Origin of the sequence: Halomonas sabkhae, from assembly GCF_030409265.1 — a bacterium.
In the GTDB taxonomy this organism is placed as follows: Bacteria; Pseudomonadota; Gammaproteobacteria; order Pseudomonadales; family Halomonadaceae; genus Halomonas; species Halomonas halmophila.
Window position 1 is genome coordinate 212,997 of the sequence record NZ_JAUFPM010000017.1, and the last position, 19,722, is coordinate 232,718.

At 63.7% G+C, this 19,722-nt stretch carries 19 protein-coding genes; 12 read left to right on the forward strand and 7 right to left on the reverse strand.

Going from position 1 to position 19,722, the window contains the following annotated elements:
• Window positions 1-10 precede the first annotated feature (10 nt).
• The 8 genes from QWY79_RS11765 (at window position 11) to QWY79_RS11800 (ending at window position 7,665) form a co-directional block, all read left to right on the forward strand.
• Window positions 11-1,174 (forward strand): Gfo/Idh/MocA family protein, encoded by a 1,164-nt coding sequence (locus tag QWY79_RS11765; protein WP_290272933.1) that lies wholly within the window; start codon window positions 11-13, stop codon window positions 1,172-1,174.
• Between the two features lie 95 nt (window positions 1,175-1,269).
• Entirely contained in the window at window positions 1,270-1,776 is a 507-nt protein-coding gene (locus QWY79_RS11770) for a GFA family protein (RefSeq protein ID WP_290272935.1), read from the forward strand.
• Between the two features lie 222 nt (window positions 1,777-1,998).
• Window positions 1,999-3,108, forward strand: coding sequence for a protein adenylyltransferase Fic (gene fic, locus QWY79_RS11775; protein WP_290272937.1), 1,110 nt, complete (start codon window positions 1,999-2,001; stop codon window positions 3,106-3,108).
• 91 nt (window positions 3,109-3,199) lie between these two features.
• Window positions 3,200-3,400 carry a type I restriction-modification system subunit M N-terminal domain-containing protein gene (locus QWY79_RS11780; protein WP_290272939.1) on the forward strand — a complete coding sequence of 67 codons (201 nt, stop codon included), beginning with the start codon at window positions 3,200-3,202 and terminating at the stop codon, window positions 3,398-3,400.
• A complete protein-coding gene (locus QWY79_RS11785) occupies window positions 3,400-5,115 on the forward strand; it encodes an SWIM zinc finger family protein (protein ID WP_290272941.1) in 1,716 nt (571 codons plus the stop codon). Before QWY79_RS11780 ends, QWY79_RS11785 begins: the two co-directional genes overlap by 1 nt.
• A gap of 119 nt (window positions 5,116-5,234) precedes the next feature.
• Window positions 5,235-5,618 carry a lysozyme inhibitor LprI family protein gene (locus QWY79_RS11790; protein WP_290272942.1) on the forward strand — a complete coding sequence of 128 codons (384 nt, stop codon included), beginning with the start codon at window positions 5,235-5,237 and terminating at the stop codon, window positions 5,616-5,618.
• A 76-nt stretch (window positions 5,619-5,694) separates the two neighbouring features.
• Entirely contained in the window at window positions 5,695-6,003 is a 309-nt protein-coding gene (locus QWY79_RS11795; RefSeq protein WP_290272944.1) for an iron chaperone, read from the forward strand.
• A 255-nt stretch (window positions 6,004-6,258) separates the two neighbouring features.
• Window positions 6,259-7,665 (forward strand): bifunctional diguanylate cyclase/phosphodiesterase, encoded by a 1,407-nt coding sequence (locus QWY79_RS11800; protein WP_290272947.1) that lies wholly within the window; start codon window positions 6,259-6,261, stop codon window positions 7,663-7,665.
• Between the two features lie 67 nt (window positions 7,666-7,732).
• On the opposite strand, the gene QWY79_RS11805 is transcribed toward QWY79_RS11800, so the two are convergent.
• On the reverse strand, window positions 7,733-8,590 hold the full coding sequence (locus QWY79_RS11805) for an SDR family oxidoreductase (protein WP_290272949.1): 858 nt from the start codon (window positions 8,588-8,590) through the stop codon (window positions 7,733-7,735).
• A 142-nt stretch (window positions 8,591-8,732) separates the two neighbouring features.
• Here QWY79_RS11805 and QWY79_RS11810 point away from each other — a divergent pair, with 142 nt between their 5' ends.
• Complete coding sequence (locus tag QWY79_RS11810) at window positions 8,733-10,160, forward strand: Glu/Leu/Phe/Val family dehydrogenase (RefSeq protein WP_290272951.1); 1,428 nt, start codon at window positions 8,733-8,735, stop codon at window positions 10,158-10,160.
• Between the two features lie 96 nt (window positions 10,161-10,256).
• On the opposite strand, the gene QWY79_RS11815 is transcribed toward QWY79_RS11810, so the two are convergent.
• Complete coding sequence (locus tag QWY79_RS11815; RefSeq protein ID WP_290272953.1) at window positions 10,257-10,787, reverse strand: PadR family transcriptional regulator; 531 nt, start codon at window positions 10,785-10,787, stop codon at window positions 10,257-10,259.
• Window positions 10,788-10,888: 101 nt separating this feature from the next.
• Between QWY79_RS11815 and QWY79_RS11820 the strand changes: the two genes are divergently transcribed.
• Entirely contained in the window at window positions 10,889-11,260 is a 372-nt protein-coding gene (locus QWY79_RS11820; RefSeq protein ID WP_290272954.1) for a DUF2306 domain-containing protein, read from the forward strand.
• 39 nt (window positions 11,261-11,299) lie between these two features.
• Here QWY79_RS11820 and QWY79_RS11825 read toward each other — a convergent pair whose 3' ends face one another.
• The 3 genes from QWY79_RS11825 to QWY79_RS11835 are packed head-to-tail and all read right to left on the reverse strand — an operon-like array spanning window position 11,300 to window position 16,840.
• Window positions 11,300-12,289, reverse strand: coding sequence for an alpha/beta hydrolase (locus QWY79_RS11825; RefSeq protein ID WP_290272956.1), 990 nt, complete (start codon window positions 12,287-12,289; stop codon window positions 11,300-11,302).
• Between the two features lie 19 nt (window positions 12,290-12,308).
• Window positions 12,309-15,614 (reverse strand): AAA family ATPase, encoded by a 3,306-nt coding sequence (locus tag QWY79_RS11830; RefSeq protein ID WP_290272958.1) that lies wholly within the window; start codon window positions 15,612-15,614, stop codon window positions 12,309-12,311.
• Window positions 15,611-16,840 carry an exonuclease SbcCD subunit D C-terminal domain-containing protein gene (locus QWY79_RS11835; RefSeq protein WP_290272960.1) on the reverse strand — a complete coding sequence of 410 codons (1,230 nt, stop codon included), beginning with the start codon at window positions 16,838-16,840 and terminating at the stop codon, window positions 15,611-15,613. The genes QWY79_RS11830 and QWY79_RS11835 overlap by 4 nt, the downstream gene beginning before the upstream one ends.
• 148 nt (window positions 16,841-16,988) lie before the next feature.
• On the opposite strand from QWY79_RS11835, the gene nfi reads away from it, so the two are divergent.
• Both nfi and QWY79_RS11845 read left to right on the forward strand, forming a co-directional pair.
• Window positions 16,989-17,669 (forward strand): deoxyribonuclease V, encoded by a 681-nt coding sequence (gene nfi, locus QWY79_RS11840; RefSeq protein ID WP_290272962.1) that lies wholly within the window; start codon window positions 16,989-16,991, stop codon window positions 17,667-17,669.
• Window positions 17,670-17,787: 118 nt separating this feature from the next.
• The gene (locus tag QWY79_RS11845; protein WP_290272965.1) at window positions 17,788-18,339 is read left to right on the forward strand and encodes a DUF1415 domain-containing protein; all 552 of its coding nucleotides are present in this window, start codon (window positions 17,788-17,790) and stop codon (window positions 18,337-18,339) included.
• A gap of 18 nt (window positions 18,340-18,357) precedes the next feature.
• Here the strand turns inward: QWY79_RS11845 and QWY79_RS11850 are convergent, their stop codons facing one another.
• Together QWY79_RS11850 and QWY79_RS11855 are read right to left on the reverse strand one after the other, a co-directional pair.
• Window positions 18,358-19,089 (reverse strand): DUF2182 domain-containing protein, encoded by a 732-nt coding sequence (locus tag QWY79_RS11850; protein WP_290272967.1) that lies wholly within the window; start codon window positions 19,087-19,089, stop codon window positions 18,358-18,360.
• 21 nt (window positions 19,090-19,110) lie between these two features.
• The gene (locus QWY79_RS11855; protein WP_290272969.1) at window positions 19,111-19,716 is read right to left on the reverse strand and encodes a DUF1326 domain-containing protein; all 606 of its coding nucleotides are present in this window, start codon (window positions 19,714-19,716) and stop codon (window positions 19,111-19,113) included.
• Window positions 19,717-19,722: the final 6 nt, after the last annotated feature.

The following is a 19,722-nucleotide window of genomic DNA, read 5'->3' on the forward strand; positions in this document are numbered from 1 at the left end:
ATAGAACGACATGAGCCAACATCACGAGACTCCCCGCCGACTGCGCCTGGGCATGGTCGGCGGCGGCCAGGGTGCCTTTATCGGCGGTGTGCATCGCATCGCCGCGCGCATCGACGACCATTTTGAGCTGGTAGCCGGCGCCTTCGCCTCCGACGCGGCACGCAGCCGGGCGGCCGCCGCGGAACTGCACGTGGCCGAGGAGCGCGCCTACCCCGACTACCGCGCCATGGCCGAGGCGGAGAGCCAGCGCCCGGACGGCATCGACGTGGTCGCCATCGTCACCCCCAACCACCTGCATTTCGAGGTGGCGAAGGTCTTTCTCGAGGCCGGCATCCACGTGATCTGCGACAAGCCGATGACCACCACTCTGGAGGATGCTCGGACGCTGGCGGAACTGGTCGAGCGCAGCGGGCTGTTTTTCGGCCTGACCCACAACTATTCGGGGTACCCGCTGGTACGTCAGGCGCGCGACATGGTCGCCGCCGGTGAGCTTGGCGAACTGCGGGTGGTGCAGGTCGAATATCCCCAGGACTGGCTGTCGACGCGCCTGGAGGACAGCGGCGTCAAGCAGGCCGAATGGCGTACCGATCCGCAGCGCAGTGGCCCGGCCGGTTGCCTGGGCGATATCGGCACCCATGCCTATCACCTGGCGCGCTTCGTCACCGGGCTCGAGCTCGAGTCACTGGCGGCGGACATGCACACCTTCGTCGAGGGGCGCGTCCTGGATGAAAACGTGCACATGATGCTGCGCTTCAGGGGCGGCGCGCGGGGCATGTTGTGGTCGAGCCAGGTGGTGCCGGGCAACGAGAACGGCTTGAAGCTGCGGGTCTACGGCAGCCAGGGCGGCCTGGAGTGGCACCAGGAAACGCCCAACCGACTGTTTCATTCGCCGCTGGGTGAGCCATCGCGCATCCTGACGCGCAATGGCCCGGGCCTCGGTGAGGCCGCGCTTGCCGCATCACGCATTCCGCCGGGGCATCCCGAGGGCTATCTGGAAGCCTTCGCCCAACTCTATACCGACTTCGCCGAGCAGGTTCGCGCCCACCAGGCGGGGCGCCAGGCCGCGGCACTGGCGGCCAATACCCCGGGCGTGACGGATGGCGTCGATGGTCTGGCATTCATCACCCGCGCGCTGGAATCGTCCGCCGCTGGAGGTGGCTGGGTGGATATGTGACACTCTCACTCGCTCACACCTTGAGGCCTTGATATGCCCCGCGACCAACCCCGCCGTTTAGCCGAGGTGGGGTTGGTTCATGCAAGGAGTCGTCAGTGTCCCGAACAACTGTGTCCATATCGCGCTGTACCTGCGGAGCAGTCGAGCTCGAAGTGACCGGCAGTCCCATCCTGGGCGCGGCCTGTCATTGTGATGACTGTCAGGCGGGCGCGCGGCAGGTTGAGCAGCTGGACAATGCGCCGTCCATTCTGGACGCGGCGGGCGGTACTCCCTATCTGCTTTACCGCAAGGACCGCGTGCGCTGCCCGCGAGGCGACGAGAATCTCGTCGAGTACAAGCTCAAGAGCACCTCGCCCACCAGCCGGATCGTCGCCGGTTGCTGCAATACCTTCATGTACCTCGACTTCCAGCGAGGCCACTGGCTCTCCATGCACAGGGCGCAGTTCGTCGATGCCAGCTGGCCGCTTCAAGTGCGCATACAAACCCGCTTCAAGCCCGAGGGCAGCACCATGCCCGATAACGTGCCCGCCTACTCGGCCTATCCGTTCAAGCTGATCGGCAAGCTCGTGGCGGCACGTCTCGCCATGCTGTTCAAGCGCTAGAATATTCGCCGAGCGGCGCCCGAACAGGTCCACGCCATCGACATGTCAGCGTTATATGTTCACAAAACGCTGTTTTTTCGACACGTCTCGTGGACATGTTGATGGTATCGACATGTCCCGACAACATGTTTAAGAAAGTCATTTTTTTCGACACGTTCTCTGGATATGTCGATACCGTCGACATAAACTGACGATGTGTCGATTTTTCTGGAAAAGATGAACATGAGCTGGCGCCCCGATCATCCTTACAACGACCTGCCGCCGCTGCCCCCCGCCGAAGAACTCGAGTCGCCGGCCGTACTGAAGGCCTGTATTCCGGCTCGGGCAGCACTGGCGGAGCTGAAGCAGGCGGGTGAGTTGCTGCCCAACCAGGGACTCCTCATCAACCTGTTGCCTCTGCTGGAAGCCCGCGACAGTTCCGAGATCGAGAACATCGTGACCACTACCGACAGGCTCTTTCAGTTCGCCCAGGAAGATACCCTCGCTGATCCTGCCACCAAGGAAGCGCTGCGCTATCGCACCGCGCTGAACCGAGGCTATCGAGAGCTGGCCATGCGACCTCTGTGCACCAACACGGCGGTGGAGATATGCAGCACCATAAAAGGCGTCGACATGGAGATTCGCCGGGTGCCTGGCACCACCCTGGCCAATCAGACCAGCGGTGAGGTGATCTATACTCCGCCGATGGGAGAGGAGACATTGCGAGAGTTGCTGGCGAACTGGGAGCGCTATCTCCATGAAGAAGATGGTGTCGACCCCTTGATCAAGATGGCCGTAGCCCACTACCAGTTCGAGGCGATCCACCCCTTCACCGACGGCAACGGGCGTACGGGTCGCGTGTTGAACATCCTCTACCTGATCGAGCAGCAATTGCTGTCGCTACCGATTCTTTACCTAAGTCGATATATCGTGCTGCATAAGCCCGATTACTATCGCTTGCTGCTGGGAGTGACCCGTGAGGGGCAGTGGCAGGAATGGCTGCTGTACATACTGAAGGCTGTCGAATATACGGCCCGCTGGACTGCTGACAAGATTGCGGCGACCCGCACGCTACTCGAGGATACGACCCGTCATATCCAGCAGCGGTTGCCCAGGGTCTACAGCCACGAGCTGGTGCAGGTGATCTTCGAGCAGCCCTACTGCCGCATCAATAACCTGGTGGAACGTGACATCGCCAAGCGCCAGACCGCCTCCAGCTACTTGCAGCAGCTGTGCGAGATCGACGTGCTCGAGGAAGTACGCGCCGGGCGCGAGAAGCTGTTCGTGCATCCCAAGCTGGTGCGCCTCATGACGGAGGACAGCAATGAGGTTGTTCCGTACCCGCCATCATGATGTCGCTGAGTAAAATTGTGGCGCGGCGTATTTTACTTTCTGCCTGAACGTCAAATAAGGCCGGCACTGCCAGCCTTGATCGGAACTCGATATGACCCACAACGACATCGTCCCGAAGCTGTGGAACCTCTGTGACGTGCTGCGTGATGATGGCATCAACGACTCGGACTACGTCACCGAGCTGGTGATGCTGCTGTTCATCAAGATGGAGCACGATATGGTCGAGGCCGAGGTGCTCAAGCCGGCGAAGTCGCGGCGGCGCAGCACCAATACCGCCGGGGGAGAATCCTGATGGCTTCGCGGGATGATGGGGAGTTTCTGACCGATCGTCAGCTCATCACGCTGGCGGGCGAGGCGGCTTTCGGCCGGGGGCTGGATTGTTACCGTCAGGGCATGGTGACGCGCTGGAGCCAACAGGGCACGACCATCAGCGCCGATGTGGAGGGCAGTCAGCCCTACAGGGTCCAGCTCCGGGTAAGCCAGCGCGGCCTGGACGGGAGCTGTAATTGTCCGGCATCGGAGGGCATCGACTTCTGCAAGCATTGTGTGGTGGTGGCCATGGCGTTTCGCGCCGAGCAGGCCGAGCAGTGGCGGCTGGCCGAGGGCGATGCCACGGATCGCGTGCATGCCTATCTGCAGCAGATGAGCAGGGACTCGCTGATCGAGTCCCTGCAGTCTCTCATCGAAAGCGATCCGGCGCTGTATCAGCAATGGTCGATGCGTGCCGATGCTGTTCTCGGCGGGGTGGATCACAAGGAGCTGAAGAAACGGATCACGGCCGCCTTTCCCATCAATCGCGACCTGTTTCGCTATGGTCAGGTGCGCGCCTATTTCGCCGCTGCCGAGCCGGTGGTCGACCAGCTTATCGAGCAGATACCGCAGCTCCCGGCGGACAAGGCCCTCAAGCTCGCCGACTATGCCCTGTCGCGTCTGGATCGCGCGCTGCAAAGCATCGATGATTCCGGCGGCTTCCGCTTCCACTGTGAAGAGGCGCTGCAGACACTGCATGTCAAGGTTGTGGGGCAGCAGGACTGGTCCGCCGAGAAGCGTGCCGCCTATCTCTTCGAACTGGCATTCGGCGATCAACATGAGTTTTATGCCGCCATTCCCGATGCCTACACCGAGGCGTTGGGCGCGGCAGGGCTCGAGGCCTATCATGCTTGCCTGCAACGCGTCTGGGATGAGTTACCGAAACTGCCCGCCAATGCCGATTGGTCGCAGCGTTTCTACTACATGCGCCTGCGCGACCCGCTGATCAAACGCGCCGAGGCGGCCGGCGATCTGCCGGCCATACTGGCGGTGTATGAGAAAACCGCCAGCGACGACAAGGATTGCCTGGACGCCGCCAAGGCTTGCCTGGCCCATGGCGATTGGGAGCGTCTCGAACAATGGTTGGCACGGGTGCCGGCGACCCGGTCACCCTGGGCGGACGAGCGGCAGCGGCTGGCGATTCGCCTGCGCCTGCATCGCGGGGAGCCGGAGGCCGCAGCAGAGCTGCAATGGCAGTGTTATCGGGCCACGACGCGACTTGAGGATTACCGCTACCTGCTGGAACTGGCGGAAACTCACGCACTGACGGTTGATTATCGTCAAGGTGTGCACGACTGGTTGACGGAAAGGCTGAATCACACCAGCTCGCCGACTTTCCTTGACGCGCCGTGGCCGGCGAACTGCCTGTTGGAAATCTACCTGCTCGAGTCGCGCCTGGATGAGGCCAGGGTATTGTGTGGTGAACACAAGGTTGCGTCGGGGTTGCTGTATCAATTGGCTCAAGCTCTCGAGCCCGAGCAGGGCCTGCCGCTGTATGCACGCCTGGTGCGCCATCTCGTGCAACAAACCAGCAATCAGGCCTACCGGCAGGCCATCGTCTGGTTGCAGGAGTTGCATGGGCGCCTGCATAAACCCGCCGATTATCAGGCCTTCAACGCGCTACTCGCCGAGGTGCGGGCCGAGTTCAAGCAGAAGCGCAACTTCATCAAGTGGCTGAACGAGACTTTTACCGACTGAGTTGCCATATGCCTGGCATGTCAGGGCGGTGGTTGGCTCGACACCGCGTTATGTATCACGCGCATTCCGGGGAAAAGTGTGTTGAGCTACTGTCTCTGCCGCCAGGGAAGTCGCTAGCCATGATCAAACGTCTATCTGTCGCCACCCTCTGCCTGATCCTGTCATCGGTCGCCCAGGCCGATGTGGCTTATTCCGGGCACTATGCGACCTGCATGGAGGAGGCGGGCGGCGTCACCATGAAGATGATCGAGTGCATCGGCGCCGAGTATGAAGCGCAGGATGCCCGCTTGAATGGCGCCTATCAGGCGTTGCGCGACGGGCTGCCGACCGAGCGTCGTCAGTCACTGCTGGAGGCTCAGCGGCTGTGGATCGACTACCGGGACGCCAACTGCCGGTTCTACGCTACGGCCGGCGGCACCTTGGCACGGGTCGCCGCGAATCAATGCATGCTGCGCGAGACCGCCGAACGGGCGGATGAGCTGGAAGCGGGGCGGCGTTTTTGACAGGACGACGGAGGGCAGTGGTGTGAGTGGACAAAAACTGGATTCTGTCGATGCTTTCCTGTGCTCGTTGGAGCCCATGAAAGCGCGCACGTTATGCCGGGTCATCGAGGCTATACTGACCGACTTTCCCGAGCTTGAAACCCGGATGGCCTGGAATGTCCCCCAGATCTGCCGTGGTGGGGATTATGTCTTTGGTGTCTCGGCGGCAAAGAGCCACCTTGCTCTGGCTCCCTGGAGCAGCCAGGTCATCGAGGCATTCAAGCCGACTCTAGAGAGCCAGGGCTATGTAGTGAAAAAGCACCTGTTTCAGGTGCCTGTCGATTGGCAGGTCGATTCAGCGCTGTTACGTGAGCTGGTGAAGGCGCGACTTGCCGAGTTGGCGTGAGGGGATCCTGCATTGGACCCACAGACGACTTGCCTCGGTGCGATCAGGAACCTTGATACCCGCGCTCGGTTGCTACACTCAATAGAATGATACTGGTAAATGAAAGGAGAGAAGACGCCGTGAACAGCTGATCGTGCCAGCTGTTCACCCCATGGCTGACCATGAGAAACATAGCATGCCATCTGCGCCGCTTGATTCCATTGCAGGCTATGGATAGAACGCAAAGCTAACCAGGTGGTTCTGTCAGGGGCGTCCATGAAAACGTATAAGAAAGCAGGTGCGGGAAAGCGGGGATTTTCCGAGAGCGGGGTCAATTCCATATCGCCGCTCTTGCTGACCGAGATATTCGATAATTTCTCGGAAGCCGTTATTGTGGCCGATGCCAGTCGACGTATGGTGTACGTCAACTCGGCGGCAGAAGTTCTGTTCGGGTACTCGGTCGATGAACTGCTGGGTAAAGAGACCAGGCTGCTGTATGCCGATGAGAGTGAGTATTCGGAGCAAGGGCGCAAGCGTTACAATGCCGCCAGCAACCTGGCCACGAAAACGTACCGGGTTGCATACCGCCGCGCGAGTGGAGAGCGTTTTCTCGGGTTGACGACGGGAGCGGCCATGCGCTCCAAAACAGGCGGAGTGGCCGGCTTTATCGGCATTGTTCGTCCCGCTAGGAATGCGGATAACTCACTGGAAACCTTGCAAAAAGTACACACCATAACGTCCGATGTCATCCTTTCGGACAACCACAAGATCGCATCATTGCTTCGGCTGGGCCTGCGCCATTTCGGATTCGAGATCGCCATCCTGTCTCGCGTGGTGGGTAACGACTATATTGTCGAATACTGTGTGGACGGCAGGAATGAGCTGAAACCCGGAACACGCTTTGATGTATCGGGGACCTGTTGCGAATACACCCTTGATGCCCAAAAGACGGAGGGGTGGTGTTGCGCGGGAAAAGGCGATATACGACGCCATCCCTGTTATCAGACCATGCAGATCGAGTCCTACATCGGCAGCCCGGTATGGGTGAACGGAGAAGCTTACGGAACGCTCAATTTTGCCAGCTGTTCTCCGGCAGAACCCTTCTCCCGGGATGATTACATTCTCATGGGGTTATTGTCCGATACCGTCAGCTATTTTCTATACAAGCAGATATTCGAAGAGGAAATCCTGGCGCTGGCGAGAACCGATGAACTGACGGGCTTACCGAACCGTCGTGCTACCTGGGAGCGGCTGAACGATCTCATGGAAATATCGAATCGTTCCGGGTTTCATCTGACGGTTCTCTCGGTCGATCTTGATTACTTCAAGCAAATCAATGATCAATGGGGCCATGCGGTGGGCGATATGGCGCTGGGTGCCTTTGCGCGCATCGCGGGGGAGCTGGGAAGAAAAACGGACTTCTGTGGCCGAGTGGGAGGCGAAGAGTTCCTCTTCGTGTTTCCCGGGGCGACGCTGGATGATGGGTGGGAGTTCGGCGATCAGTTGAGGCGGGAGCTGAGGCTGACGCCGGTGGAACCGGTCAAGGGTGAGTTCTTCACGCTCAGTGTCAGCGTGGGCATCGCCATGCACGAGAGCGGTGAGTCACTCGCGAACCTGCTGGCACGTGTTGATGCCGCCCTGTACCGAGCCAAACAGGGGGGTCGGGACAGGATATGCCAATGAGCCGGGCGCCACGGTTGGAACCGGGCAGAAAAAGCGGTCGCCGACGTGTGGCACCTTGCGTGGCAGCTTACTCGCGCTCACTGCGGGTCGATCGCAGCAGTACTCTGTCCATGCCTCGCGTGCTGAGTAGCCGCTTGAGGGCGGCGAACAGGTGGGTGGGCAGGGTGACGGCATAGCGCGCTCTGGGCCGCGGGTGTTCGAGGGCGTGGATCAGCTTGGCGACGACGGCATCGGCTTCCAGCGAGAAGGGAGTCTTGCCGTTCGGGTCGGCGAGTCGTGCCTCGACCCTTTCATAGGTCCTGGCGTGGGCGCTGCGGGCAGTATCGATATGCGTCTTGAAGGCAAGGTGGGCGTTTTCACGAAAGCGGCTGGCAATGGGGCCGGGTTGGATCAGGCTGACGTGTATGCCGCTGCCCTGCAGTTCCTGACGCAGGGTATCCGTCAGACCCTCTAGCGCGAACTTGGAACACACGTAAGCGCCGCGATAGGGCAGGGCGGCGAAGCCCAGTACCGAGCTGTTGTGGACGATTCGGCCATGGCCCTGAGCGCGCATTATCGGCAGCACACGCGCGGTCAGTTCATGCGTGCCGAGCAGGTTGGTCTCAAGCTGCTGGCGCAGTACATCGCGCGTCAGGTCCTCGACGGCGCCGGGCTGGCCGTAGGCGCCGTTGTTGAACAGCGCGGTCAACTGGCCCTGGGTGCGCTCCTCTACCTCCACCACGGCGGCCTGAATGGAGTCGCTGTCGGCGAGATCGAGCCTCAGGGCTTCCAGGCCTTCCTCCCGCAGTCGCTCGACATCCGTCTGTTGTCTGGCACTGGCCAGGACGCGCCAGCCGCGTGCCTGCATGGCATGGGCGGCGGCGTGCCCGATGCCGCTCGAGCAGCCGGTGATCAGCAGGCTGGGGGCCGGGGTATTAACTGCCATGGTGGGCTCCTCGAGGAAATTCGCCGTGTCGTCGAAGGTTCAACGTTCAAGCGCAAATGAAGTTGCTAGAGTGTACTGGAGTACGTTGGCACGCCTGCCGCGTGTCGCAAGGCCAGGATAACAATGACCATGGAGGCATTGGATGAGCGATAGCAAGTACGCGCAGCAAGGCATGTCATTCCGCGAGAGTGTGGAGCACATGGTGGACCATGCCATCGAGATCATGGAGCTGGACGAGGGGATCGGCAATGCATTGAAGATCTGTCAGAGCGTGGTCCAGGTGTCCTTCCCGGTGGAAATCAATGGCAAGGCCGAGATCTTTACCGGCTGGCGAGCCACCCACAGCGACCATCGTCTGCCATCCAAGGGCGGGATTCGTTTCGCGCCCATCGTCGACCAGGATGAGGTCGAAGCCCTGGCAGCACTGATGACCTACAAGTGCGCCATCGTCGATGTGCCCTTCGGTGGCTCAAAGGGCGGCCTGGTCATCGATCCGCGCCAGTATGAACCGCATCAACTGGAAGCCATTACCCGGCGCTTCGCGCGTGACCTGATCAACAAGGGCTATCTCAGCCCGGCACAGAACGTGCCGGCCCCCGACATGGGTACCGGCCCGCGCGAGATGGGTTGGATGGTGGATACCTACCGCCAGATGTTCCCCAACGACATCAATTACATGGGCGCACTCACCGGCAAGCCGGTGGAGCATGGCGGGGTGCGTGGGCGCAACGAAGCGACCGGGCGGGGTGTGCAGTATGCGCTGCGTGAACTCTTCCGCCACCCCGAGGAACTCCAGCGCTGCGGCCTCTCCGGCACCCTCGAGGGCCAGCGTGTCATCGTGCAGGGCCTGGGTAATGTGGGCTATCACGCCGCCCATTTCCTACAGACCGAGGATGGCAGCCTGATTACGGTGATCAGCGAGCGCGATGGTGCAGTGGTGAACCCGCAAGGCCTGGACGTGGCTGCCGTGCGTGAACACATCGCCGAGACCGGTGGGGTCAAGGGCTTCAGTGGAGGCGAGTACATCGAGGACGGCATGGGCGTGCTGGAGATGGAGTGCGATATCCTGATTCCGGCGGCCCTGGAAAGCGTGATCACCGTGGACAATGCCGAGCGCATCCAGGCCAAGCTGATCGCCGAGGCGGCCAATGGCCCGGTGACCTTCCTGGCCGACAAGATCCTGCAGGAACGTGGCATCGAGATCCTGCCCGATGCCTACTGCAACGCCGGCGGCGTGGTGGTCTCCTATTTCGAATGGATCCGCAACCTCAACCATGTGCGCTTCGGTCGCCTGGAACGGCGCTTTCACGAAGCGCGTGGTGAGCAGATCATCGAGGCCATCGAGCATGCCACCGGCGTCGAGGTGCCCGAGCATCTGAAAGACCGTATCGGACGCGGTGCCGACGAGTTCGACCTGGTGCGTTCCGGCCTGGACGACTCCATGCGCCTGGCGCTGCAGTCGATCATTCGTCTGCGTCAGGAAAACCCCAAGATCAATGATTACCGCATGGCCGCCTATGCCCTGGCCATCGAGAAGGTATCGCGTCACTACAAGGACATCGGCTTCTAATCCTGGGCTCGCTGTCGAGCCCAGGAAAGCGCTGCTCGGCATCGACGAAGCAGCAGCCAGTCCATGTATCCCTAACGCCCCTGCGGGGGCGTTGCCTCAGGCATCTTCCGCCATCACTTCCTCGACCCATTCCAGCCAGGTGTGCGTCAGCCGCTGGCCCAGGCGCAGCGTGTGCCATGGCGCGCGCTGTTCAGGCGTCAGGGTCTCGGGGGCGCTGAACCATGTCTGTTCGATCTCGGCATAGGTGGCCAGTCGCTGATTTAGCTGTTGTTTCAGTGCCTGAAGCTCCCGTAGCCGGGCTTCGCTCGGCCAGTCCTGCCAGGCAAAGAACTTGGCGAATAACGGCTCGCGTACCGGTCCGGCACTGAGTGGCTCGGCCAGCCAGGCTTCCAGCGTCTGCCGGCCCGCGGCGGTGAGCTGATAGACCTTGCGGTCCGGGCGTTCGGACTGCGCTACCGCCCGACACTCGAGCAGCGCCTCGCGGCGCATGCGGTCCAGCTCACGGTAGATCTGCTGATGACTGGCCTGCCAGACGTGGGCCAGCCCTGTTCTGAAACGCTGCAGGATGTCATAACCCGTGCCGGGCTCCTGCTGCAGTGTAATGAGGACAACGGCGCGCAATGACATGAGGCATCCAGGCTCCAACTTTGTTATGCACATGGTTGCATATAGAGTAGTGGTCGACTAGCTTTATGCAACTAGTTGCATAATTTTCGGGAGGGCATCTTGTGGCGTTCACGTTGCACCTTTACGCCTCGTTTCTGGCATTGGCGCTTGGTGGGCTGGTGCTGTTTATGCGCAAGGGAAGCTGGCTACACAGGACGCTGGGGAGCATCTGGGTGAGCAGCATGATGCTCTCGGCGCTCAGTTCCTTCTGGCTGGGGAGCAGCCTGCTGCCGCTGGTCGGTCACTTCGGCCCGGTGCACCTGCTTTCGGCCTGGGTGCTGGTATCCGTCACCATGGGGCTGGTCAGCATACTGGGGCGCCAGGCACGCCAGCATCGTCAATGGATGGTGGGTGCCTATCTCGGTTTGGTGGGTGCCTTCGTCGGCACCCTGATGCCGGGGCGCTGGGTCTCGGCGCAGCTCGGGCTCTGGTAGTGGCTGTCGCCCCTCTCGCTTGTGGCCGGGCAGCCCGAGTTACTCGGCAGGGCCGGTGTCGAGCAGGTGGCGGGTCTCGGTGATGATCGCCTGGAGCGCGTCGGATTTGACCACCAGGCCGACATGGCCGATGCCGGGTAGCAGGGTGACCGGCACATCGCGGCTGGCGTGCTGGAACACTGTCTCGAAGTGTGTCGGGTCCAGGACCTGATCATCACGACCGGCGATCAGTCGTGTGGGATGGTCGATGGCCTGGATGGTGGCACGGTAGTCGGCCCGGGGGCGGTAGTTCTGGGCAAGGCGGAACGAATAGGCAGGGGTGAGCAGTCCCCGGGCATCCTCGGCCAGGGCGAAACGCACCACGGGCAGGTGGTTGAAGGCGCTGATGCCCAGCTGGTTGAGCAGCGCGATGCTGATATAGCGGGGAATGCCGACCTGGGTCCAGCCGCCGGTGTCGGGGCGGTGGGTCGGTGCCTCCTGACTGATGAAAGGGGACAGCAGCAGGTAGTGAGCGAAGAGGTCCGAGCGCTCGCTGCCGGCGATGCGCAGGGCGAAGCCGCCCCCGGCGGAGAAGCCGGTCAGGGTGCGCGGTGTGTCGGGATTCACCGCGTCGACGAAGTCCTCGAGGTCGTCTTCCAGCTGGCCGATGTAGGCGATATCGCCCCGTGGGCCCGAGTCGCCGTGGCCGCGCACATCCAGTGCATAGGCGCTGAAGCCGGCCTCGGCATAGGCCGTGGCGAGGGGATGCAGGCTGCGGCTGTCGGCGGATGAGCCATGCAGCAGCACCACGCTGCCGTTGCTGGCGTCATCGCGGGTCTCGGCCGGATAGTGCCGGTAGGCGAGCTGGCTGCCATCACGAGCCTGGTAGCTGTCCAGCTCCGGCAGACCGCTGTAGTCCAGGTTCTTGAAGGGCTCGTTGATGCCGGCCATGGCGGGAGGCTGGGAAGGGCCACCGAAGATCAGTGCCATGACCAGTGCTGAGGCCAGCACCAACCCGATAACCAATATCACACCGGCCGCAATTTTCATGGCGCCACCTCCTTGCGTGTCAATGACTCACCAGTGTGGCACGGCTGGTGCCGTTACCCTCGGGTGAGACGTGAATCTGTACCGGGATGCGTTCATGCATTTCCTGCACATGCGAGATGACGCCGACCCGGCGCCCCAGGACCTGGAGGCCGTCGAGGGCGTCCATGGCCAGGGCCAGGGAGTCGGGGTCGAGGCTGCCGAAGCCCTCGTCGATGAACAGCGATTCGATCACCAGTTCGCCGGAGGCCATGGAGGCCAGCCCCAGCGCTAGCGCCAGTGACACCAGGAAGGTCTCGCCGCCGGAGAGCGAATGCACGGAACGCCGCTCGTCGCCCATGTCGCGATCGATGACCAGCAGACCGAGTTCGCTGCCGCCGCGTACCAGTTGATAGCGTCGACTCAGGCCATACAGGTGGGCATTGGCGTGTTCCAGCAACTGTTCCAGGTTGTAGGCCTGGGCAATCCGCCGGAAGGTCTTGCCATCGGCCGAGCCGATCAACTCGCTGATGCGCCCCCAGCGGTGATACTCCTGACGGGCCGCTTCGAGTTGTGCCTGGCCCTGTTGCTGGCGTTCGCGTCGGCGATCGTCGTCGCGCAGGGCGTGCTGGGCGTCATCGCGCTGCTGCTGGGCACTCTCGAGTTGCGGCGTCAGCGCTTGTCGCTCCTGTTCCAGGGCCTCGAAACGCTCCACGATGGTCTGGGTGACGTCATCGCCGAGCAGGGCGGCCTCGTCATGCGGCGTCGCCAGCAACGCCTGGTCGCGGCGTTGTGCGATCAGTGCCTGGCGACGCTCGGCCAGGGTGGCGGCGGCTTGTTGGCGCGCCTGCTCGGCGTCGTTCAACTGCTGTTCCTGGCGCTCTGCCTCGGCCTCGGATTGCGCCAACAGGCGTGTCAGGGTGGCGTCATCCAGATCGGGGTGAGCCTGTCGCCATTCGGCCAGCTGGCTTGCCAGGCTGTCGCTTTCCTGGACGAGCGCATCCAGCTGGCGCTGTTGATGATCGCGCTGCTGGGTCAGCCGCTGTACTTCCTGTTGTGCCTGGTTGGATTGCGCCAGGGCGTTGTCCCGCGCCTGATAGGCGGACGCCTGGGCCTCGTCGAGATGCTGTTGCCAGGCATCCGCCGAGGCGTGTTGTCCCAGCAGCGTTGCCAGACGTTCGGCGAGTTCATCCCGTTGTGACTGTAGAGGTGGCAACTGCTCGGCCAGTTCGTGGAGCTCGCCGTCGAGACTTTCGCGGCGCGTCTCGAAACGCGCGAGCCGGGTGGCGTCTTCCTGCAGGGCCTGCTTGAGCGGCTCGAGTGCCTGTTCCGCCTGTTGCAGGCGTCCCAGCGTGGCTTCGTGATGCGCCCGATCGGCCTGGCTCTGGTCGAGCTGCTCGGTCAGCCAGGTATCGCGCCGATCCACCTCGATGGGCTCGAGCTCGGCGTAGAGGGTCTGACGCTGCAGTGTCTGGTGGCTTGCCTGATGCTGCTCCCGGGCTTGTTGAGCCTCCTGACGATGCTGCTTGAGCGAGGCCTCGAGGGCGCTGTAGTCGCCGTCGAGTCGGTCGCGTTCCTGGCGGGCCTGTTCCAGGGCATCCCTGGCCTCTTGAAGCTGGCGTTCTTCGTCCTGTTGCTGGGCGGCCAGCTGTTGGGCCTCGGGGGTGGTCGGAGGGTGGTGACGCCAGGGATGCTCGAGCCCGCCGCACACCGGGCATGGTGCGTCCTCGGTCAGGGTCTGGCGCAGTGCGATGACCGTTTCGCTGCGCACCGCGCGGTTGCGCTCGATGGCGGTATTGAGTGTGTCCAGCCGGGTGTCTGCCGCCGCGAGTCGATGGCGGGCCTGCTGGCCCTGCTCCAGCCGTTGCTGCAGCTGTGGCTCCGTCTGCTGAATGTGTTCGCTGAGGTGCTGATGGCGGGTCTCGGCCTGTTGAAAGGCCTGCCAGTGGCGAGTCAGCTCGTCCAGCGCCAGTTGACGCTTGGCGGCCGCGTCGAAGGCCTGCCGGGCCGCTTGTCGGGCGGTCTCGAGGTCGTCGTGATCGCCCAGCAGCTCGGTCAGGGTGGCCTGCCACTCTGCCTGCTGTTGGCGGCGCTGCTGGTGTGCGCTCTCGGCCTGGCGGTGCTCGGCATCCAGGGTGGCGAGTTGTTGTTGGCGCTCGGTTCGGAACCTTTCCTTGTCGCTTACCTGCTGTTGCAGGCTGGCCAGGTCGGTCGCTTGCCGGCGAGCCTCGCGCAGGGCCGGCTCGGCCTGTTGGCGAGCTTCCCGGGCGGCCTGCAGGGCCTGCTCGGCGGTCTCGTGCGCCTGTCGTTGCTGCGCCAGTTTCGCCTCGGCTTCGCCCAGCGCCTCGAGGGTGTGGGCGTGTTCGGCTTGCTGCCGGGCGATCAGACCGGAGAGGTCGGCCTGGCGTTGCAGGAGATGGCGTTGCGGCAGGATGACTCGGCGCCATGCCTGGTCCTCGCGCGCCCCGGCCAATGCCTGCCAGGCGTGTTCCGCCTGTTGTTGCTGGTGGCGGCCCTGGTCCAGCGCCTCGCGAAGACGCGCATCGGTCTCGTGCCAGCTCTGGCGGGTTTGTTGCTGCTGGCGTTGCTGCTCCAGTCGCCGCAACTGATCGCCGGCCTCCCGGGCATTCTGTTCGATCTCCGCGCGCGCCTCGGGCTCTGCCGGCAGGTCATCGGCGAGGCGGCTTTCCAGTGCCTCCAGGTGGCGCTTCGCCTCGCTGGCACGCCGGTAGGCGGCGCCCGAGATGGCGGAGTACTCCGCCGTCCCGGTCAGGCGTTCGAGCAGATCGCTGCGCTCGTTGTCATCGGCCTTGAGAAAGGCGGAGAATTCGCTCTGGGCCAGCAGCACGGCCCGGGTGAACTGCTCGAAGGTCAGACCCAGGCGTTCGGGCAGTTGCTTGTCGAACTCCCGTTTCTGGGTGGTCAGCAGGCGGTCATCCTCGAGGTCGCGCAGCGATTGATCGACGCTCTGCAGGCGGCCGTCGGCCTTGTGGCGGGCGCGGCGTACCGCCCAGCGGGCCCGGTAGCGGCGGCCATCGCGGCCGACGAAATCGACCTCGGCATGGCCGCTGGCGGTGCCGCGACGCAGCAGGGTGCGGGGGTCGCTGGTGGTCACTGGATCGCCGGCCGGGTCATCCACCTGGCTGTCGCGATTGGGGGCCTGGCGCAGGCGCGGCGTATTGCCGTAGAGCGCCAGGCACAGCGCATCGAGCAGGGTGCTCTTGCCCGCCCCGGTGGGACCGGTGATGGCGAACAGGCCGGCATTGGCCAGGGGCTCGGCGGTAAAGTCGAGTTCCAGCGGGCCGGGCAGAGAGGCGAGGTTTTCCAGGCGCAGGGCGAGGATCTTCATGCGTTGCCCTCCGTGTCGTCGAGCACTTCCTGATGCAGGCGGTCGAAGTCGGCCAGGACGTCGTCATCCGGCGGCGTGTCCCAGCGGTTCTGCCAGGTGCGTTCGAAGAGCTTGCGCGGCCCCAGGGATTCCAGGTCGACCCGCTGTGTCGCAGCGTCGCCGGTGGTGTCGGGCAGGTGTCGGGTGAGGCGCAGCAGACGCAGTGCCCGACCTTCCAGGGCCGCGTCGAGGCGGGCGCGCAGGTCGGGCACCGGGGCATCCAGCTGGACGCTGACTTCCAGCCAGGGCCAGTGCTCGCGCGGCAATTTGGGGTCGTCCTCCAGGGCCGCCAGTTCATCCAGCACCTCGTCCAGTGCGGCCGGGCCCAGGCGATGCATGGCCACCGCACGGGGGATGGGCACTGACTCGAAGCCGGCGAGCTGCTCGCCCTCGAGCGCTACCTCGACCACCTGATGCGGGTAGCCGACCTCGCTGAAGTCCAGCGGCAAGGGGCTGCCGCTGTAGCGGATGCGCGCCTCGCCGACCTGCTGGGCGCGATGCAGGTGGCCCAGCGCCACATAGGCGATGTCCGCGGGGAAAAGCGTCGCCGGGATGGACTCCTCGCCGCCGATCACGATGGGGCGCTCGCTGGCTTCCGAGACCGTCGCGCCATGCAGATGGGCATGGCTCATGGCGATCAGCGCCTGGCCGGCCTGCCGGCGCTGACGCGCGGCATCGATCAGTGCCTGATGAACCTGCGAGATACCGACGACATAATCCCGGGCCTCGCCACCGGTGACCTCGGCGGGGCGCAGAAAGGGCAGTGCCAGGCACCAGGCCTGCGTCTCGCCGCTTTTATCATGCAGCGGCACCAGCAGGTGGTCGGCATCCAGCTCGCCGTCGTCGCGCCATGCCACACGCCCCAGCGCATGAGTACGCAGGCGGCGCATCAGGGGCGCCGGCAATTCGATGCGATTGCCGCTGTCGTGATTGCCGGCGATCAATACAATGTCGAGTTGTGGCAGACGCTCATGGGCGTTGACGATGAAGTCGTACAACAGCTCCTGAGCGCGCAGCGAGGGATTGACCACATCGAAGATGTCGCCGGCCACCAGCAGGGCATCAGCATCGCGCTCGACCAGGGTCTCGAGCAGCCAGTCGAGAAAGGCACGATGTTCGGTATGGCGTTCCTGGCCGTGGAAGCTCTGGCCCAGATGCCAGTCAGCGGTATGGATCAGTCTCAACATGGGCGCCCCGGTGGCGGATCGTGAAGCAGTGTCGTCAGGACAAGGGCGCCCAGTCTAACGCGATTGGTGCTGGCGCATCAGGCGCTTATTGTCGGGCAATGCGTCGCTGGCGCCTCGCACCGACGGATCAACAGGACACGGAGGCCTCATGTCGCCAACCGCGCTGCACGACTGGAACCTTGACCCGGGCGAGGCGATCGCCCTGCAGAAGCAGCTGGCCGCCCGGGTCGAGCGTCAGGACCGCCTGGCCGAGGTGACGCGCATTGCCGGCGTGGATATCGGCTTCGAGCAGGGGGGCGAGGTGACCCGCGCGGCGGTGGTGGTACTCGCCTGGCCGCCGGGGGCCGATGGGGCCTTCGAACGGGTCGAGCAGGTGGTGCATCGCGAGCCGACGCGCCTGCCATACATTCCCGGACTTCTATCGTTTCGCGATCTGCCCGCCGCACTGGCCGCCTTCGATAGACTGACGAGCTCGCCGGAGCTGGTCATGGTCGATGGCCAGGGGCTGGCGCATCCGCGTCGGCTGGGGGTGGCGAGCCATCTGGGACTGTGGCTGGATCGGCCGACCATCGGCATCGCCAAGTCACGGCTGTGCGGGCATCACGTCGAGCCGGGCAACGAGCGCGGCGACCGGGTACCTCTGGTACACAAGGAGGAGACCATCGGCGCGGTGCTACGCTCGCGTGCCGGCGTCAAGCCGGTGTTCGTCTCCAGCGGGCATCGCGTCAGCCTGCCCACGGCCCTCGACTGGGTAGTAGCCTGCCTGGGACGCACCAAGCTGCCCGAGCCGACCCGGATGGCTGATCGCCTGGCGTCACGGCGTGGCTGAGCCTGGCAGCTGCTTTACTGGGGACCTTTTCTACCAGCCTTCTTGCGTTGCAGCTGCCCGCGCGATGCCCAGAATCGTTATACTGCTTGTCCCTTTTCCCGCCACCTCCGAGCCCTTCATGTCCGATCCCGTTGATCCCCTCCAGGTGACCCGTGCCTGGGTCGAGTCCTTTGTCGTTGGCCGCGAGGTCTGCCCCTTCGCCGGTCGGGAGGTGGCGCGGGATAGCGTGCGCTACGTGAACATTGAGGCGGCCGAGCCCGAAGCCGCGCTGATGCGCTTGATGGAGGAATGCTGGCACCTGGATGGCCATCCCGAGGACGAGACCACGTTGCTGGTGCTGACGGGGTGTCTGGATGACTTCGATGATTATCTGGATCACCTGGCGCTGGCCGAGACCTTGATGGAGGCGCAGGGCTATGAAGGTATCTACCAGCTGGCGAGCTTTCATCCGGATTATCAGTTCGAGGGCGAGGACGCCGACTCGCCGCGCAACTACACCAATCGCGCACCCTGGCCAATGTGGCACCTGATTCGCGAGGCCGGGCTGGAACGGGCACTGGCGCATTATCCTGACCCGGAGAATATCCCCGAGCGCAATGCCGCCAGCATGCAGGCGCTGGGCACCGAGCGGCTGGCGGCGTCCCTTACGGCATTGCGTGGCACAAGGTGAGCGGGCAAGGCTCCGTCCCTAGCCGACAAGTATCAGCACGCCCAGCGCCACCAACCCCAGGCCCAGCAGGTTGGCCAGCCACTGCCAGGGCGAGATGAGCTTTTCCAGCAGGATGATCAGCGTCAAGGCGGCCATCCAGGCCAGGCTCATCACGCCACCGACGAACATCAGGGCCATGAGCGCCCAGCAGCAACCCGCACAATAGACCCCCAGCCGCATGCCGGCGGTCAGGGTGCGCCAGGCTGTGCCCGGGAAGCCCTCGGCGAGCATGCCCAGCGGGCTGCGACAATAGCGCAGGCAGGCCTGCTTCCAGGGTGTCCACTGGAAGATGCCGGCGGCCGCCAGCATCAAGCCGGCGAGGAGCTCGCTGCGCAGCGCCTGGGCCGGTGTCAGCATGTCCGAGGCATGCAGCCCCCATTGTGCGGCCGTGGCCAGGGCCGAGTAAGCGACCCAGGCCAGCAGGTAGCCGAGCGTGAACAGGTAGGGCAAGAGCGCGGCATGCCGACCCTGGGGACGTGACGCCGCCAGCATCATGATGCCGGGTGCGGCACTCGGCAGCATCATGGCGATCATCATCACCACCCACATGCTCAAGGTGGCCCAGGGGCGAAAGGGCATCGGGGCCTGCATGGACGGCATGCCGTTGGCCATGTGCACCAGATACCACCAGCTGAGTAGTGTCGCCACGCTGAGGCCGGCGAGTAGCCAGCCTTGACCCTGGCGGAATGAGGCTAATGACAGCACGGTCATGGTGAATGTCTCCCGGGCGTATCACGCCGCCTCGTACTGGAAGGCCGAATAGAAGGCGGTGCGTCCCCCGAATTGCCAGTCGAGGCCGTGGCCCTGATGCGAGACATGTTCCGAGCATGCCAGGGTGCCGCTGTTGCCCGGTGCCACGGCGACCGGATGGCCGCTGAGCGTGACCTCGCCACCATTCTGTCCCTCGATGGCCGTCAGTGAAGCACTCGCGACGTCGCCGACGTCGAGCCGGTGATGGCGGCCCTCGATTAGATAGCGCATCGGCAGCGACTCGACGCCCAGGATCTCGCCGACGAAGCCTGCCAGGGTAGCCGGATGGCCGCCCACGGAACCGCCGAAGATCTGTATCAGTGCATCGTGTTGTGGCTGGCTGGCGTCTGCATCGACATAGACCACGACACGCCAGTCGCCGGCCGTCATGTTGCCCGGCACATGCAGGGCCATGGCCAGGTTCAAGCCGTCCAGGGCGAGGTCGTACATATGGCCTTGCGCGATGTGCCAGGCGACCAGCGCATCACAGCTGCCTTCGGTGGGGTCGCCGCCAAACAGGCAGGGGCAGGCCCCCTTGCAGGTGCAGGCCTCGAAATAGGTGCCTGCGACTCGCCATTGGGTAGTCATGATTCG

What these genes read in the sequence shown, in the direction of transcription:
- QWY79_RS11765 (WP_290272933.1), top strand. Translation starts at nt 11, where the DNA reads ATGAGCCAACATCACGAGACTCCCCGCCGACTGCGCCTGGGCATGGTC.
- fic (WP_290272937.1), top strand. Translation starts at nt 1,999, where the DNA reads ATGAGCTGGCGCCCCGATCATCCTTACAACGACCTGCCGCCGCTGCCC.
- QWY79_RS11780 (WP_290272939.1), top strand. Translation starts at nt 3,200, where the DNA reads ATGACCCACAACGACATCGTCCCGAAGCTGTGGAACCTCTGTGACGTG.
- QWY79_RS11785 (WP_290272941.1), top strand. Translation starts at nt 3,400, where the DNA reads ATGGCTTCGCGGGATGATGGGGAGTTTCTGACCGATCGTCAGCTCATC.
- QWY79_RS11790 (WP_290272942.1), top strand. Translation starts at nt 5,235, where the DNA reads ATGATCAAACGTCTATCTGTCGCCACCCTCTGCCTGATCCTGTCATCG.
- QWY79_RS11795 (WP_290272944.1), top strand. Translation starts at nt 5,695, where the DNA reads ATGAAAGCGCGCACGTTATGCCGGGTCATCGAGGCTATACTGACCGAC.
- QWY79_RS11800 (WP_290272947.1), top strand. Translation starts at nt 6,259, where the DNA reads ATGAAAACGTATAAGAAAGCAGGTGCGGGAAAGCGGGGATTTTCCGAG.
- QWY79_RS11805 (WP_290272949.1), bottom strand. Translation starts at nt 8,590, where the DNA reads ATGGCAGTTAATACCCCGGCCCCCAGCCTGCTGATCACCGGCTGCTCG.
- QWY79_RS11810 (WP_290272951.1), top strand. Translation starts at nt 8,733, where the DNA reads ATGAGCGATAGCAAGTACGCGCAGCAAGGCATGTCATTCCGCGAGAGT.
- QWY79_RS11815 (WP_290272953.1), bottom strand. Translation starts at nt 10,787, where the DNA reads ATGTCATTGCGCGCCGTTGTCCTCATTACACTGCAGCAGGAGCCCGGC.
- QWY79_RS11825 (WP_290272956.1), bottom strand. Translation starts at nt 12,289, where the DNA reads ATGAAAATTGCGGCCGGTGTGATATTGGTTATCGGGTTGGTGCTGGCC.
- QWY79_RS11830 (WP_290272958.1), bottom strand. Translation starts at nt 15,614, where the DNA reads ATGAAGATCCTCGCCCTGCGCCTGGAAAACCTCGCCTCTCTGCCCGGC.
- QWY79_RS11835 (WP_290272960.1), bottom strand. Translation starts at nt 16,840, where the DNA reads ATGTTGAGACTGATCCATACCGCTGACTGGCATCTGGGCCAGAGCTTC.
- nfi (WP_290272962.1), top strand. Translation starts at nt 16,989, where the DNA reads ATGTCGCCAACCGCGCTGCACGACTGGAACCTTGACCCGGGCGAGGCG.
- QWY79_RS11845 (WP_290272965.1), top strand. Translation starts at nt 17,788, where the DNA reads ATGTCCGATCCCGTTGATCCCCTCCAGGTGACCCGTGCCTGGGTCGAG.
- QWY79_RS11850 (WP_290272967.1), bottom strand. Translation starts at nt 19,089, where the DNA reads ATGACCGTGCTGTCATTAGCCTCATTCCGCCAGGGTCAAGGCTGGCTA.
- QWY79_RS11855 (WP_290272969.1), bottom strand. Translation starts at nt 19,716, where the DNA reads ATGACTACCCAATGGCGAGTCGCAGGCACCTATTTCGAGGCCTGCACC.